The organism is Streptosporangium sp. NPDC006930 (assembly GCF_040635605.1).
In the GTDB taxonomy this organism is placed as follows: Bacteria; Actinomycetota; Actinomycetes; order Streptosporangiales; family Streptosporangiaceae; genus Streptosporangium.
In genome coordinates this window covers 305,799-321,473 of record NZ_JBEYID010000001.1, presented here as the reverse complement: position 1 = coordinate 321,473, position 15,675 = coordinate 305,799, and the positions used below count along the sequence as shown (strand labels likewise).

Below are 15,675 nucleotides of genomic sequence, written 5' to 3'. Positions count from 1 at the left end.
GCTCTCTCGCGTCCTGGACGCGAGAGAGCCGCACCGGCTCCGTCACGTTTCCGTCTCCCGGTGCCCGCTCGGGGCCCGGGAGACGACTCCTACGTCGTCCAGCCGTCGCGGGTGGTCAGGCCCAGCCGTCTGCGCCGTTCCTCCTCCGCCACCAGCCAGGCCGGTCTGGCCTTGGCCGGAGGCCGGTAGAGCCGCTTGACGGCGATCCCGCCGAAGACGAAGGACCCGAGAAAGCCGAGCCCGACGAGCGCGTCGAGGATCTCCTGCCCGGACACCCAGGTGTAGGCCAGCAGCACCGCCCAGAGGGAGAACATGATCGCCCCTGGGAACTGGGCGAAGGGCAGGTTGCGCCACTCCTTCGGCTTGGCCTCGTCGAAGTAGCGCTCGGCCCACGCGCTCTGCGCGTCCGCTCCGCGGAACCGGCGATGGTTGACGAACCCGAGGACCGCCATGAGGGCGGCGGCGAGCACCGCCCACACCGGCGCGTGCGGGTAACCCGTCAGCACGGCTGTCTCATCCAAAGAGTTTGTTCCATCCCTTCTTGATCCCGGAACCGATGGACTTGGCGGTGTTCACCACCGGATCTCGCGCCTTGTCGTAGGCGGCGATGGCGGTGTCACCGACGACTCCGCCGACCATACCTCCGATGTAGGCGCCGGCCGCACCGCAGACCGCCGCGAGGACCACTCCGGGGCTGCACGCCGCGGCCCCGATGGTGGCACCCGCGTAGGCGCCGCCGGCCACCGCGGCGCCGCGGATACCGGCTCGCAGGGCTTTCTCGCCCTTGTTGACGTCCTTTCCCTTGTCGGAGTTCCACTGGGTCAGCGCGCCGTCGGCGAAGGTGGTCACCAGTCCGAACCGGCCCAGGAACTTTCCTGCCTTGGCCAGGCGTCCGCCCCACTTGATGCCGCGCGCCTCGACCCTGACCGACTTGGCGTCGTACCACTTGCGCAGCCCGTTCCAGAACCAGCTGGACTTCCAGTTTCCCTGTGGGTAGCTCGCCGCCTTGAGGGCGTAGATGCCGCCCATCACCCGCCCCTTCTCGGCGACGTTGGTTCCCCAGGTGTTGAGCATGTCGGATGGGCCGCCGAAGCCGTAGGCGAGCCAGCCGAGCGCGGTGAACTTGCGGGGATCGACGCTGCTGAGGGTGTTGGTCTTGACGGTTTTGCCGTAGGAGGTGCTCACGCCGCCGCTCGGCGCCGGGCGGTGCGGCGCACCGCCACCGCCGCCACCGTTGCCGCCGCCGCCACCGCCGTTGAGCAGCGCCGCCAGTGCCCGGATGATCGCCAGCAGGGCGGCGATCCAGCTTCCCCAGAACTTGCCGTCCGGGTCGGTGAAGGTGACCGGGTTGTTGTTCGCGTAGGCGTACCCGTTCATCTGCTGGGGGTCCTGCGGGTCGATGATCGGGTCGACACTGATGAAGCGGCCGGTCGCCGGGTCGTACTCGCGGGCGCCCAGGTGTGTCAGGCCGGTGGAGGAGTCGACGGTGCCGCCGACGAACCCCTTCTCCGAAGGCCATGACCCCGGCGGTGCCCCCCGAAGCTGGCCGAAGGGCTTGAAGCGGCGCTGGGAGACCGCCTGGGTGGCGGCGTTGATCGCGAGCTCACCGGTGCCGTTGTGGTCGTTGGCGACGAAGGTCACCCCCGCCGTGGTCCTGACCGCGACCGCGACCGTGTCATGGACGTAGTACCTGGTCGCGGCGACCTTCGCGGTCGCGGTGTCCAACCGGAGCTCCATGCCCGGCAGGTACAGGGTCGTGGCGGTCGGCTCCCTGCGGATCAGCCGGTTGCCGTCGGCGTCGTAGAGATAGGAGGTGACCTTGGCCCCGTCGGTGACCTTGCTCAGCCGTCCCTCGACGTCCCAGTCCAGCCTCTGGTCGACGGCGCCGATCTTACGGCTGGTCGTGTTGCCGGTGGCGTCGTAGCCGTAGCTCTCCACGCGAGCACCCGCGCCCCCGGTCTGGGTCACCGAGGCCAGCGCGTGCGGCTGCGGGGAACCCGCGGCCGGGTAGCCGTAGACACGCTGGGTGTCGGCGGTCCCGCCGATGCCGTGCTCGACCTCCTTCGTCCTGTTGCCCGTCGCGTCATAGCCGAACGACTGCCAGTACGGTGCCACCCCTCCGACGAGGTTCACCGCAGGCGTGGTGGCGCAGCTCTGGGTGCCCTGCGTCCACGCCTCGGTCATCCTGCGCAGGTGGTCGTAGGAGAAGCACTGGGTGTCCGTGCCGGACCGGGAGACGTCGGAGACCGCGGTGACGTTGCCCGCCGCGTCGTAGGTGTAGGTGGCGTGGCGGTCCACACCGGCGACGTCCTCGCGGTCGACCCGCGCCGACTTCAGCCGCTGTGTGCCGTACTCGTAGGAGTTGGTGAGCCAGACCTTCTTGCCTCCGGTGGAGAGTTCGTACTGCTCGGGTTTGCCGGTGAGGCTGTGGATCGACCTGGTCACGTAGGAGGTGAGACCGGAGGTGGCCGTGGGCCGCCGCAGCTCGTCGTAGGAGTAGACGACGGTCTCGGCCGCCAGGCCGCCCGAGGCGGGGAAGGTGGCGGACTGTACCGTGCCGTCCAGCTTGTAGCGGGTGTCGAACTGGTAACTGCCCGCCAGTTCCTTCTCGGTTTCCGGAACGGTGATCGTGGTCCGGATCGCCCGGTCCAGGTTGTCGTAGGCGTTGACGGTCGTCGTGTACGCCTGGCCGCCCGCGTTCCTGGTGGAGCTGGAGAGCTGCCCCTTGCGGACCGTGTCGTAGGTCCACGCCGTCAGGACGTTGCCGGTCGCGGACCCCTCACGGACCTCGGTCTTGCGGCCGAGCGCGTCATAGGTGGTGAACAGCTTGGCGCCCCTGGCGTCCTCGGTGGAGGTCACCCGGTCCAGCTCGTCGTAGGTGGACCTGGTCGTGCCCTTGTCCGGGTCGTCCACCCGGATCTCTCTGCCGCGCAGGTCGTAGTGATGGGTCCAGGTGTTGCCCACCGCGTCCTTGACCGTGGCGAGCTTGCCCAGCGGGGTGTAGGTGTAGAGGGTCCGGTCGAAGTCGCCGCTCGGCGAGTCCCCCCGATACTGGCGCAACTCGACGATGTGGTCGCGTGCGTCGGTGAAGGTGGTGACCGGCGTGTCCCCGGTCGGCGGGTCGACCGTGACCCGGCCCCCGGCGTACGAGGTGATCGTGCGCCACTTCTCCTGGGTCTCGCCGTTGCCGACGAGGAACCGCTCGACGGTCACCCGATTGCGGCCGTCGAACTCGAAGACCTTCTGCGACTCGACATTGCCCTCGAAGGCTCCGAAAAGGGTGGTCGAGGGCGCCCCGGTCGAGTAGTACTGCCCGTACTCGCGCGCGACGTTGCCCCGGGAGTCGTAGAGCTTGTCGGAGATCAGCCGCCCGCCGTCCGGTCCCGGGTCCTGGGTCTGACGCAGCCGCAGCCTGCCGTCGTACAACTCGTAGGTGGGCTCGGTCTGGCCGCCCTCGGCGGTCAGCCGTTTCGTGCCGATCGCGATGATCTGACCGTCGGTCACCCGGTAGCTGAACTCCAGGTTCGGTGTCTGCTTGGCCGCCTGGGAGCGGTCTGCCATCCACACCTTGAGCAGGCGGCCCAGCGCGTCGTACTCCAGGTCGGTCCGCTTGCCTCCCGCGTCCACCTTGACCGTCTCGAAGCCGAAGGCCGGGTCGAGTTCCTCGCTCGTGACGTGGGCCGTACCGGGGTCGCCGGGGGTGACCGGTGGCCCGGTGGTCTTCACCAGCGTGGCCAGGCCCGCGGTGTCGGTGTAGGCGACGGTGGTGACGTTGCCCGCGGCGTCCTTGGTGGTGAGTTCACGGCCGTAGGAGTCGTAGGTGGAGATCTCGGTGGGGACGTACGTCGCGGCGGTGCCGTTGTGGCTCGCTATCTTCTCGACCCTGGTGACCTCTCCCCTGTCCGGCGCCGCGCCGAAGGCGCCGTTGTCGTAGAAGGAGCGCCCGTCCTCGATCACGTGTTTGGACCGGTCGGGCGTGACCGAGCAGGCCACCGAGAGGCTCTCCACCCGTGAGGGGAACTTCAGCATCCAGGCGGTCTTGTCCTGCGCGTACGTGGTCCTGACACACCGGTCGTCGGCCGCCGTGGCCAGGTCGCCCTTGTCGTCGACCTGGGTGGCGAGACCCGTGGCCGGGTCGTAGGAGGTCACGATCTCGGTCTCCCGCCACTTCCCTCCGTCCATCGCGGTCCAGGTGTGGCTCTTGGCGACGTCCGTCAGGTTCGCGGTGACCTTCCCCCAGCTCCTGGTACGGCTGGCGGTCTGCTCGCGCCACGGGGTGTTGACCGTCTTGACGGCCACCGCGCCGCCGACCCCCTCGTACTCCGTCCGCTTCAGCTCAAAACCCTGCAGCGCCTCGTGGTCGACGTGCGTTCCGCCCTCGCCGTCGGCGACGGAGACCTTCTTGGTGCCGCCGTCGGCGTCGAGCCGGTCACCGTCCATGCCCCGCAGGAACAGGCGCTCGTTCTGGGAGCGCAGGTCGTTCCAGCCTCCCGTCTTGATCCGCACCCGGCCGTAGCCGCGCCACTGCGACCAGGTCTTGTACTTCTCCTTGGTCATGCCGTCGTCATCGTCGTAGTGCCAGGCGGCGCCGTCGAGGTATTCGTAGGTGGTGAGCATGTCCGGCGCCTTGCCGGTCCTGTCGCTCTGCACGACCTGGGTGACCACGTACTTGTGGAACCAGTCCCGGATCGGGTCGGCGTAGCCGGCCGGTGTCCACTTGACCGGGAAGCAGCGCCGGGTGTTGGTCTCCGGCGTCGGCAGCGAGGACAGTGTGCAGTCGGCGTCTGAGTAGTTGACGTCGATCTGGCCACCGGACTCGTCATAGATCGCCCCGACCCTGTACTTGACGAACGGCGCGATGTCATCGCCCAGTTTGTCGACCCGGTTCGGCAACTGGACGTGGTTGAACGTCACCGGGGGCAGCGTGATGGCCGGGGACGCCGCATGACCGGTGTGCTGGATCGACTTGACCAGCAGGGCCCTGTCGATGTCGGCGTCGCCCCAGTGGTGGTCCAGCTTCCAGGAGTCGACGTCCCGGTAGGCTCCGTCCGCCTTCAGCACCTGGGTGGTGACCTTGGTCAGCCGCTTGCGTGACCAGAAGGTGGGCGCCAGTGTGCCCTTGGTGCCCTTGCACTCGGTGCCGGCGGCGCAGTTCAGGTCCCAGGGCACGTCCGGCCACCTGGTCGGATGGTCACCGATCTTGTCCTCCGCGCAGTCGGCGGCGGTCGCCGACAGGCAGCGCTCCGAGAGGCCGAAGACCACCCTGGCCGACGGCTTCGCCGAGAACAGGGTGGCGGCGCGCTGGCCGTAGTCGATCCGGTCCAGCCAGCCGCCCCGCACGTAGGGGGTGTCGTCGGCGGGCTTGAGGTTGCGGCCGTAGCGGTTGCCCTCCTGCGTGTAGAAGTAGGAGATGGCGTTGCCCCGTGGGTCCACGACGTAGTCGAGGTTCCACCGGTACGCCTGCTGGCACCAGGAGGTGGCGAACGTGGAACCGTGACAGGGCTCGTCGTCGTCGTCGCCGAAGACCGGGTGGGTCCACGTCGACTTCGTCTCCTCCTTGCCGGTGCTCCAGCCGGGCAGGCGGTTCATGCCGAAGAAGTACTGCACGCCCTCGGTGGTGGTCAGCTTCCAGTACTCGCCGTCGTTGTCGCCGTTGGCCTTCCCGGTGTCCTTGACCCGCTCGATACGCGTGCCGTCGTCGTTCTTCATCCGCCAGGTGCCGTCCCCGGCCTGGACCAGCTCGCCGCCCTTGCCGTTCCAGCTGAGCGTGGCGTTGTCGTAGGCCCAGCACTGGTCGCCCGGCGGGGTGCCCCACTGGTCCTTGGGAGCCCCGTCGTCGGCACACGGCTTGTAGCCGCGTTGGATGTAGCCGGGCCAGTAGTCGAATCCCTCTCCCACCCAGGACGGCTGGTTGTTGGTGTTGGACGTGCGGCCGTCCATCGCGCCCGAGGAGTAGCCGATCTCCACCTTGGGCGCGAGCTCACCGGGGACGGGTGGCACTCGCATCGGGTACGACCAGGCGAAGTCGCCCGACTGCTCGGAGACCGCCCAGGTCGACGAGGCCGACAGCGCCGTCGCCTTGTAGTCGCCCTTGTCACTGGACTCCCCCGCCACCGCGGCGAGCACCGTCGCCTGCGGTGCGGCCGTCACCTCGGCCGACAGCGTTCTCGCCTCGGTGTCGTTGCGCGAGGGGACCTCGGTGCCGGTACGGCACCGCGGCACGTCAGGGGTGGTCAGCGCGCAGGCCGGCAGCCGGACCAGGCGCAGCCGGCTGCCGTAGGACCCGCCGAAACCTCCGGCGAACCCGGAGTAGTCCAGCTCGACACCGACCTGGCCGGTCCCGGGACCGCCCACGGTCAGCACGACCCCGTCCACACCGGCGCGCCGAGCCGCCGCCCGTTCCAGGACCTGAACTTTCACCTCTTCCACGGGGGGCGCCGCCCCCCTGGCCCGTGATTGGGGAGCTCGCACCCGGACCGGCAGCTTCCCCGCGCGGACCGCCTCCCCGCTCGCCGGTACCCTCGCCTCGGTCACTCCCGGCTCCGGCCAGCCCACCGGAGCCGGGTCGGGCTCGGCGGCCGCGGGATCGGGCTTGCGCGGCCTCACCGTCTCCGCCCTGCCGGGCACCACGCGCTCGGCGCTCTCGACCTCGGGACGCTCTCCGTCCGGACCGGCCCCGGCGTACGCCGGCGGCGCCACCAGCAGGCCCGCGGCGGTGACCAGTGCCGTGAACACGGCCAGCCAACGCCGGGTACCCGATTCGTACAACCCCTTCATGAAAATCCTCCGCACAGGCGCAGGCCACCGGCCGCCGCACGCGGCGGCCGGGGCACCTCGGGAAATGGGGATGGGAAGGGGATCGCGGGCCGTGGCCCGCGATCCGTTCCTCAGGTCAGGGGCCGGTCTCGGTGTCGAGCTCGTTGCCCGCGGCCAGCATCTGGATCTGCTCCTGTGTGGCGACTCCCTGGAAGGCCCACACGTCGTCGATCACGCCGGGCCAGTACTCGCCCCAGGCGCCGTCGCCCTTGGTCCGGCCGAGCTGCAACCCCTTCGTGGCGTTGAAGCCCAGCACGTTGAACCGCCACGACACCTGCTCCTCGGTCTGTTCCAGCTCCCCGTTGACGTAGAGCCGCATCTCGTCCTGGAGCGCGTCGTAGGCGATCGCCACGTGGTCCCACTCGAAGCCGGACTGGAAGGCCGAGTGCTCCGAGGTGGGGCGGGTGGCTCCGGTGGCGTCGGAGTCCGGCATCTCGATCTGATAGCCGCCCGCGTTGGCCGGGTCCGCCGGATCCGGCCGGTAGCGGAGGGTGAAGGCGCTGTTGACCGCGCCCTCCTGGCTGAAGACCGTCGCCGGGCGGCCGGGACGGCCCGCGCTGGTCACCCAGCCGGCGACGGTGAAGCTGTCGTCCGTGCGCACCACGGGACCGGCGCTGGCCGCGTAGTCGCCGTCACCGTCCAGGACCAGCGCGCCGGGCGGGGTGCCGACCCAGCCCGCGCCCTGGTCGATGCGGGCGTTGCCGTACAGGGTGACGTGCCGGCCCGCGGTGCCGTCGTCGGCCGCGATGGTCAGCGGGGATCCCGAGGCCAGCGTGGCGATCTCGGAGTCGGTGACGACCTGGTCGAAGATCCGCAGGTCGTCGATCTCACCGGGGAAGAACGACCCGGCCGCGCCGTCGTAGGAACCCGCGCCCAGCTGTACCGGTCCGGTGGCGTTCCACGGCGTGGTGAACGCGGTGGTCGAGGCCAGCTTGCCGTTGACGTAGAGCCTGATCTGCTTGGCCGCCGCGTCGTAGGTCCCGGTCAGATGCGTCCAGACCCCGCCCTGCGGCACCGAGGTGGACTGCGCCCGGATGATCGTGGCGGAGGCGTTGTTCGCGCTGAAACGGTTGAAGATCCACCGGTCGTAGGAGGAGGAGTAGTACAGCTCGAATGCCGGTTTCACCGACGCGGTCTGGGTGGCGATGATCCCCGCGTGGGTGGGTTTGGTGGCGGGGAGCCTCGCCCACGCCGACACCGAGAAGCTCTTGGTGGTGTCGAGCACGGCTCCGGTGGTCTTCAGGTAGCCGTTCGTGCCGTTGAGGGTGACGGCCTTGCCGGACTTCCCGGTCGTCCCGAAGGTGACGGTACCGACCTTGCTCGCCGGGTGGACGCCGCCCGCCTCCTCGGCGCGGGTCGCGCCCGCCGCCTCGTCCAGCTTCCAGTACGCCTTGCTCGCCCGGACCGCCGAGGCCGAGTCGTTCAGTTTCCAGCGGGCGTTCACCACCGGGTGCTGGCTGAAGAGGTTGCCGACCTCCTCCGCGGTGACGATCCGGTCGAAGATCCGCAGGTCGTCGATCTCGCCGGGGAAGAACGCGTCCGGGACCGTGCTGTACAGGCTCGCGCCGAGCTGTACCGGTCCGGTGGCGTTCCACGGCGTGGTGAACGCCGTGGTCGAGGCCAGCTTGCCGTTGACGTAGAGCCTGATGTGCTTGGCGACCGAGTCGTACACGCCGACCAGATGCGCCCACTCCCCGCCCTGCGGCGCGGTGGCCCCTATCGCCCGCACGATCGTGGCGCTCGTGCTGTCGGTGCTGAACCTGTTGAAGATCCACCGATCGTAGGAGGAGGAGTAGTACAGCTCGAAGCCCGGTCGCGCCGTGCCCGCCTGGGTGGCGATCACTCCGGCGTGGGTGGGTTTGACCTCGGGAAGCCTCGCCCACGCCGACACCGAGAAACTCGCGGTGGTGTTCACCACCGGAGCCGTGGTCCTGGCGTACCCGGTGGCGCCGTTGAACTGCGCGGCGCTCTTCGAGACGCCGTCCACCCCCAGCGTGACACCGCCGGTGACGGTGGCCGGGAAGGTTCCCCCGATGTCCGTGACCTGAGGGGAGTCGATGGGCTCGTCCAGCGGCCACTCCGCCTTCGCCGGCGCTCCGGTCTTGACCCTGAAGGCGTGGCGGCCGATCTCGCTGACGTTGCCGGCCGCGTCGAAGGCCTGGACCGTGACGTAGTTCAGTCCCGCGTGCTCGGGCGCGATGTCGATCGTCACCGGCCCGCCGTTGGTGGCGGGCTTACGCTCGTTGGCCTGGGTGGGGTTGCCGTTGATCCCGAACCAGTACTTGACGACGTCGCTTGAGGTGGAGGTGGCGGTGAAGCGTCCGTAGCGGCCCACCCCGTCGTACCACGGGTCGAGCTCGTCCTCGGGATCCGATTCGGGGTAGGCGGTCGAGGTCAGCGCGGGGGCGGCCGGCACGCTCTTGTCATAGGTGTAGTAGCAGCCGGTCGCGTCGCCCGCGTAGCTCCACGGACTGTACTGGTAGCCGTCCCAGGTGCGTACGGACCAGGCGATCGTCTTCTTCTCGGGGATCGTCGAGGGCATCTTGACCTGGAACGTCGATCCGGTGGTCTTGGGGCCGATCCTGCCGGAGGTCCATTTCGTCGCGCCGTCCCAGCTGGCCTGGAACTCGGCGTACACCTTCTTGGCGTCGGCGGAGTCGGAGTCGTGCAGCACCGCCGAGAGCGTCGGGGGCACCCGCACCGCCGGGGCCGGGGAGTAGACGCACTTGCCACCCGGGGCCATCGTCAGGTTGGACATCTTCGGCTGGGGCGGCGGGGTGTTGTAGTTGACCCGGAGCCAGGCGTCGTCGGCGAACCGTTTCCACCCCTTCGGGTCGGTCTCGTATCCGGCCCTGAGTCCGAACGTGGTGGTCGACCACTTGCCCGCCGCGGCGTCCTTCACCGCCGCGGTCGCGTTGAACTCCACGTCGCCACCCGGGCAGTCGGAGGACCAGCCCTTCGCCACGTCCCGGGTGGCGAGGTGTTCAAGCCAGTTGTCCTTGGTGGAGTTCCAGGTCGAGCCCTCGACGAACCCCTTGGTCCGCCAGAGCTGCACGGTACGGCCGTCGCAGGAGTAGGACCAGGTCTCCTTGGCGACGAACTCCGCGGAGATGATGTGCTTGCCCGCGTAGGCGCTGGTGGGCATCCGGTAGAAGATGCGCTTCACGTCCGAGGGCGCGCACCTGGCGTCACCCGAGCAGTAGCCCATGCCGGAGTCGGCCTTGCCACTGAACTTGTAGTACGACGTGCTCGGGTAGGTGCGGGAGACGTATCCCCACGCGGACGCCTTGACCGTCTTCCACACCGGGTCGATGTAGACGGGGAACCGCGTGTCGGGGGCGGTCAGCAGCGTGGCCTCGGGGGTGAGGGTGAGCGAACCGTCCTCGACGGCGGCCCCGACATCGGCCACCTTCGAGGTCGGGGCGGGGCCCCTGGCGAGGTCCTCCTCGGGCTCGGCCGTCGTGCGTCTCGCCGTCTCAGCGGGCGCCGTCTCAGCAGGCGCGCTTCCGGCCTGCGTGCCGGAGTCCCACATGATCGCCGACGGGGCCTCGAAGACCGCGCCCCCTCCCTCGGCGTCGACGGCACGCAGTCGCCCGTCCGGCTCGGCGCGCACCGCCAGCTCGGTTTCGCCCAGGTCGAAGCCGAGCCGGGCGAGGGCTCCGTTCTCCGCCGCCTCCCTGGTCTTCACGACGAGCGTGTGCGCGAACCCGTCGGTGTCGGCCCGAACGACCAGGTCGATGTCCTTGAGCACCGAGCGGTAGACGGCCGAGTCACCCTGCAGTTCCGGCTCCGGCAGCTTTTCCGGCCACTTCAGCGACATCTCCCGGCCGGCGCGCGCCATCCGCACCATGGGCTCGTCCCCTCCACCGGAGAGGGTCAGGTCGACGGTGGAGGCCTTGGGCCCGATGGACCCGTCGGGCCTGCGGATCAGGGTGACGTCCGGCGCCACCCAGGAACTGTCCTGCCGGACCCTGACAGGGCGAAGGTGCTCCACCGCGGTGAAGGAACCGTCGGGATTGGCGAAGACCTCCCTGCTCTCACCTCGCTTGGCGAGGATCTCCGTGCTGCGGCCCGTCTCGCGGGCGATCCTGCCGGCCTGCTCATCCGTCGGAGCCACCGGCTCCGCCGAGGAGGCGACGGCTCTTGGAGCCCCTCCATGAACGTCGATCGCGACTGTTGACCCCGTAGCGATAACCCCGGCGGCCAGTACGGCCGCCAGGCCCCGTAACGTTGACATGCGCCTCACCAGAAAAAGGGATGACGGCAGCACAAAGCTGTGTCACCTGGTAGAAAAGGGGCAAATCAGCGCTGATGATCACCATGTAAAACCGAGTGAAGCTCGATGTCAACGTTTTTTATGATCAAAACGGGCACACCCGTGGCCCCTGGTAAGCGATTTCCGCATCATCCCAGGTGAGCGCGCCTCACAGGCTCCCTGGCGCGCGAGAAGAACGCCGCGGCCCTCCAGCCGGCCTCCAGCCGGAAGATCGCGACGGCCCCGGCCCTCTTCGGCACACGGGGAACGGAGGGCGCTCCGCTAGCCCTCCTCCAGCTTCACGACGGTGATCTCCGAGACCTCGGTTCCCGTGGCGGTGTCCCAGCGGACCGACGTGGGGGCCGTGTCCAGGGAGAGGGTCGCGACCGCGTTGGAGAACCACGGGCCGTCGGTGATCCGCCACTTGAAGGGCGGCTTGGGAATCCTCGCCGTGCGGGAGAGCGTGCGGCCGATCAGGCTCGCGATGCCGAACTGGGCGACGATGTTGGCCAGGCGGAGGGTGCGGCTCAGCGGGTTGCGGATCGGGGAACAGACCAGCTGGTAGATGGGAAGGTCACGCGCCTTGGCCACGTAGGAGTAGTGCACGTCGCCGGAGAGCATGATCACCGGCTTTCCCAGCCCGGCCAGCAGCTTGGACAGGTCTTCGAACGAGCGGCGGAAGGCCGCCCAGTGCTCCAGGTCGACGGCCTGGCGCAGGGCCTCGGCCCAGCGCGCCACGGTCTTGCCCCAGGCCCCCTGGGCGAGGGCCTCGTTCCAGTTCTGGATGTGGTGGATGCCCGCGGGGAGCAGGAACGGCACCGAGGAGCCGATCACGAAACGCTTCGCGCCCCCCTTGTGCAGCTGCTCGGTGAGCCACTCCCACTCCACCGGGTCGATCATGCGCCGGTCATCGGGGTCGAGCTGGCGGGAGCAGCGGGAGTCGAGCATGATCAGGCGCGTGTCGCCGAGGTCGCGGGCGTAACTCCACCGGCTGTCGGCGGGAACGTCGTAAGCGTGCTCGGCGAAGGCGTCGAGGACCTCGGCGCCGTCCCCCTCGGCCGCGCACACCTTGCTGAGCAGCTCGTCCGAGGCGCGTTCCTCCGGCGACAGGTTACCCAGGTGCTGGTAGACCCAGTAGGCGCCGATCCCGGAGATCACCCGGTGCCGCCACCACGGCACCTCCTCCATCGACGTACGCCAGGAGATGGAGGTGTTGAAGTCGTCGCGCAGGTCGTGGTCATCGAAGATCATCGCGCTGGGCACCGTGGAGAGGAGCCAGCGGATCTCCGGGTCGGTCCACGCCAGGCGGTACAGCTCGGCGTACTCCTCGAAGTCGGCGATCTCCTTCTTCGGCTCGGTGTCCCTGCGGCCCGCGATGAACTCCAGCATCTCCGCGGACGGCTCGTCGGCGTAGACCTGGTCACCGAGCAGCAGCAGCAGGTCGGGCCAGCGCTCGTCGGGCGTCTCGGGCAGCGTGCCACCGTACGCGCGCAGCACGTCCACCCCGTGGGAGATCGTGTACACGAGGTCGTGCGGCACGCTGGTCCGGCACGAGCCGAACATGACGCGATTCGGACCGTCGGGGCCGAGCAGGCGGATGCGGCTCGGCGGCTGACCGATCAGGGGCCACACGGTCTCCCCGCCCAGACGCACCTCGTAGGCGCCTCCACCCTCCACGTCCACGATCGCGTAGTGGTGACCGTGGACGGTGAACGTCCTCGCCTCCGAGCGCACGCCACCGACCTCGACCGTCACCTCGCACGGCTCGCTCGTCTCCATCCACACCGACGCGCTCGTCTCGTCCACATAACGCAACATCGGCCCGACCACAAGTTCCGGCACTTTCATCCCCTCGACTGCACCACGGTAGGAATCCTGACCGGATCCTGGCGAATCTATGTTTTACTCCCAGATTGCCCAGGGGAGCAGGCAGATAACAACACACCTCCTGCTCGCGGGCTCGCGACCGGATCCGCGGATCAGTCATGAGAACGAAACACGGCCCGACCCTGCGGGCAAAAAACCGCGCCTAGTCTGATCGTGACCATGTGCCCCGAGCGGAGCAAGGGCGCTTCGCTCACCGTACGGAGGTATCCCTTGAGAACGCTCACGGTGCCGTCGACGACGCCGGCCGCCACCACTCCCGTCAGTCCCGGCCGACAGGCCCTCGACTCCGCGCTCCTCCAGCTCGACCGGGCCTCGGACCGGCTGAGCCTGGATGACAACCTGCGCACCATGCTCGCCACCCCCCGCCGCTCGCTCACCGTCGCGGTCCCGGTCCGCCGCGAGGACGGCCGGATGGACGTCGTGCAGGGTTTCCGGGTGCAGCACAACACTACCCGCGGCCCGGCGAAGGGAGGCATCCGCTTCCACCCCCGCACCGACGTCCACGAGGTCACCGCCCTGGCCATGGGCATGACGTGGAAGTGCGCGCTGGCCGCCATCCCCTACGGAGGGGCCGAGGGCGGCGTCTCCCTGGACCCGGCCTCGTTGAGCGCCCGCGAGCTGGAACGGGTCACCCGGCGCTACGTCAACGAGGTCCTGCCCATCATCGGTCCCGAGCGGGACATCCCGGCCCCCGACGTCGGCACCGACGAGCGCACCATGGCCTGGATCATGGACACCTACTCGGTGAACGCGGGCTACCCGGTGCCCGGCGTGACGATCGGCGGCCCCGTCTCCCCCGGCGGCGCGCCCGACAGGGCCGGGACCGCGACCTCCCGCGGCGTGCGGATCGCCGCGCTCAGAGCTCTGGGCGGCTCTCCCGAGGGCCGTACCGTCGCGATCCAGGGCTTCGGCAAGGTCGGTGCCCCCGCCGCGCGCTACCTCGCCGACGCGGGCTGCCTCGTGATCGCGGTCTCCGACCGCACCGGGGCCGTGATCGACCGCTCAGGGCTGGACGTCGACGACCTGCGGGCCTGGTCGGAGGAGACCGGCGGGGTACGCGGTTACCGCCGGGCGGACGCGCTGTCGTGGGAGGAACTGCTGGAGCTCGACGTGGACGTGCTCGTCCCCGCCGCCATGCAGGGGGCGATCACCGAGGAGAACGCCACCAGGATCAGGGCCGGCCTGGTCGTGGAGGGCGCCAGCTCCCCCACCACGCCCGGCGCGGACCGCGTCCTCGCCGACGCGGGCGTCACCGTGGTCCCCGACATCCTGGCCAACGCCGGCGGCGTGATCGTCTCCTACCTGGAGTGGCTGCAGGACATGCAGGCGCGTCGCTGGAGCGCGCGCGAGGTCGACGCGAGGCTTCGCGGCATCGTGCAGGACGCGTTCGACACGACCGCGGCGGTCTCCGCCGAGTACGGGATCACCCTGCGCGAGGCCGCCCATGTGATCGCTGTCGGCCGGGTCGCCGACGCCCACCGGGCACGCGCGCCGCACCCCTGAGCCCTGGATCGCGCATCGGCCCGGCCTCGCCGGCACCGGAATTCGAGAGTGTCCACGACACGGACACCCCCGACCTCCCCGTCGCCCGACCTGGCCGCGGCCACTCGAAGAGGGCGCCCATTCCCGTCGCGTACGGGATGCGCCTCCCCGTGACGGGTCGCCGCCCCGTCCCCGCCGCAGGGGATGCGTCTCACGCCGCCACGGCCAGGCGTCCGCGCCACCACGCGAGCGTCGCGGCCAGCGCCTCGTCCATCGGGGTCGGCGCGAGGCCGAAGGCCGCCTGGGAGGCGTCGGAGTCGAGGACGAAGGGACGGACGAACTGGTAACGCAACTCCTCCAGCTCCCTGAGCATCGGTGAGAAGACCCCGCCGGTGCGCAGCATCCAGTGGGGCAGGGCCTTCACCCCCGGGTCGGGGACTCCCGCGAGCGCGCACAGGCGCTCGGCGATCTCGCGCACCGGCATCGGCTCGTTCGTCGGAACGTGCCACGCGCACCCCCAGGCGCGCTCGCCCTCGCCCGCCGCGACCAGGGTCCGCGCGACGTCGGGCACATACGTCCAGCTGTGCGGCTGGTCGGGGTCTCCGGCGAAGCGTACGGTCCTGCCGGCGAGCAGCGCGGGGACGAACCTCTCCCCGAGGTGCGACTGGTCCAGGCAGCCGGGGCCGAAGTAGTCGGATCCGCGCACCTCGGTCACCCTGACCCGGCCCGCCTCGTGCGCGGCCAGGGCGTCCCGCCACACCTTCACCCGGATCGCGCCCTTGACGCTGGGCGGGTCGAGCGGGTCGTCCTCCCTCATCGGCCGGTCGGGCGCCGCGTAGACGTACAGGTTGCCGAGGATGACGTATCCGGCGCCGGTGGTCTCGGCGGCTCCCAGCAGGGACGCGGCGAGCGGCGGCCAGTCGCGCGCCCACTCGTGGTAGCGCGGGTTGACGCAGTTGTAGAGGACGGCGGCGCCCCGGGTCAGGGCGGTCAGCTTCTCGCGGTCGCTCACGTCGGCGGCGACCCTGCGGACGCCGGGCAGGTCGGGGCCCGAGCCCGAGCGGCTGAGGAGGACGACCTCGTGCCCCTGCCCTGTCAGCAGCCTGGCGACCTCGGAGCCGACCTGTCCGGCTCCCGCGATGACGTGCTTGGCCATGATTCCTCTTCCTTTGCGGTGGCTTACCCGTTCCGTTATGAGAGCAATGCTCTCGCTAGAGAGCACTGCTCGTCAAGAG

At 69.8% G+C, this 15,675-nt stretch carries 6 protein-coding genes; 1 reads left to right on the top strand and 5 read right to left on the bottom strand.

Going from position 1 to position 15,675, the window contains the following annotated elements; genetic code table 11:
* Positions 1-89: 89 nt before the first annotated feature.
* From ABZ664_RS01500 to ABZ664_RS01485, 4 genes are all read right to left on the bottom strand, one after another.
* Positions 90-521: a hypothetical protein gene (locus tag ABZ664_RS01500; protein ID WP_362501536.1), complete on the bottom strand. Its 432-nt coding sequence runs from the start codon at positions 519-521 to the stop codon at positions 90-92.
* The gene (locus ABZ664_RS01495; protein ID WP_362501534.1) at positions 514-6,777 is read right to left on the bottom strand and encodes an RHS repeat-associated core domain-containing protein; all 6,264 of its coding nucleotides are present in this window, start codon (positions 6,775-6,777) and stop codon (positions 514-516) included. The genes ABZ664_RS01500 and ABZ664_RS01495 overlap by 8 nt, the downstream gene beginning before the upstream one ends.
* Before the next feature lie 115 nt (positions 6,778-6,892).
* Complete coding sequence (locus ABZ664_RS01490; RefSeq protein WP_362501532.1) at positions 6,893-10,933, bottom strand: LamG domain-containing protein; 4,041 nt, start codon at positions 10,931-10,933, stop codon at positions 6,893-6,895.
* Between the two features lie 420 nt (positions 10,934-11,353).
* Positions 11,354-12,913 carry an alkaline phosphatase D family protein gene (locus ABZ664_RS01485; RefSeq protein ID WP_362501530.1) on the bottom strand — a complete coding sequence of 520 codons (1,560 nt, stop codon included), beginning with the start codon at positions 12,911-12,913 and terminating at the stop codon, positions 11,354-11,356.
* A gap of 255 nt (positions 12,914-13,168) precedes the next feature.
* On the opposite strand from ABZ664_RS01485, the gene ABZ664_RS01480 reads away from it, so the two are divergent.
* Positions 13,169-14,461 (top strand): Glu/Leu/Phe/Val dehydrogenase, encoded by a 1,293-nt coding sequence (locus ABZ664_RS01480; RefSeq protein ID WP_362501528.1) that lies wholly within the window; start codon positions 13,169-13,171, stop codon positions 14,459-14,461.
* Positions 14,462-14,651: 190 nt separating this feature from the next.
* On the opposite strand, the gene ABZ664_RS01475 is transcribed toward ABZ664_RS01480, so the two are convergent.
* The gene (locus ABZ664_RS01475; protein WP_362501526.1) at positions 14,652-15,596 is read right to left on the bottom strand and encodes an NAD-dependent epimerase/dehydratase family protein; all 945 of its coding nucleotides are present in this window, start codon (positions 15,594-15,596) and stop codon (positions 14,652-14,654) included.
* Positions 15,597-15,675 lie beyond the last annotated feature (79 nt).

Excerpts from the sequence above, each read along its gene's own strand:
- ABZ664_RS01495 (WP_362501534.1), bottom strand. The coding sequence starts at position 6,777 with ATGAAGGGGTTGTACGAATCGGGTACCCGGCGTTGGCTGGCCGTGTTC.
- ABZ664_RS01475 (WP_362501526.1), bottom strand. The coding sequence starts at position 15,596 with ATGGCCAAGCACGTCATCGCGGGAGCCGGACAGGTCGGCTCCGAGGTC.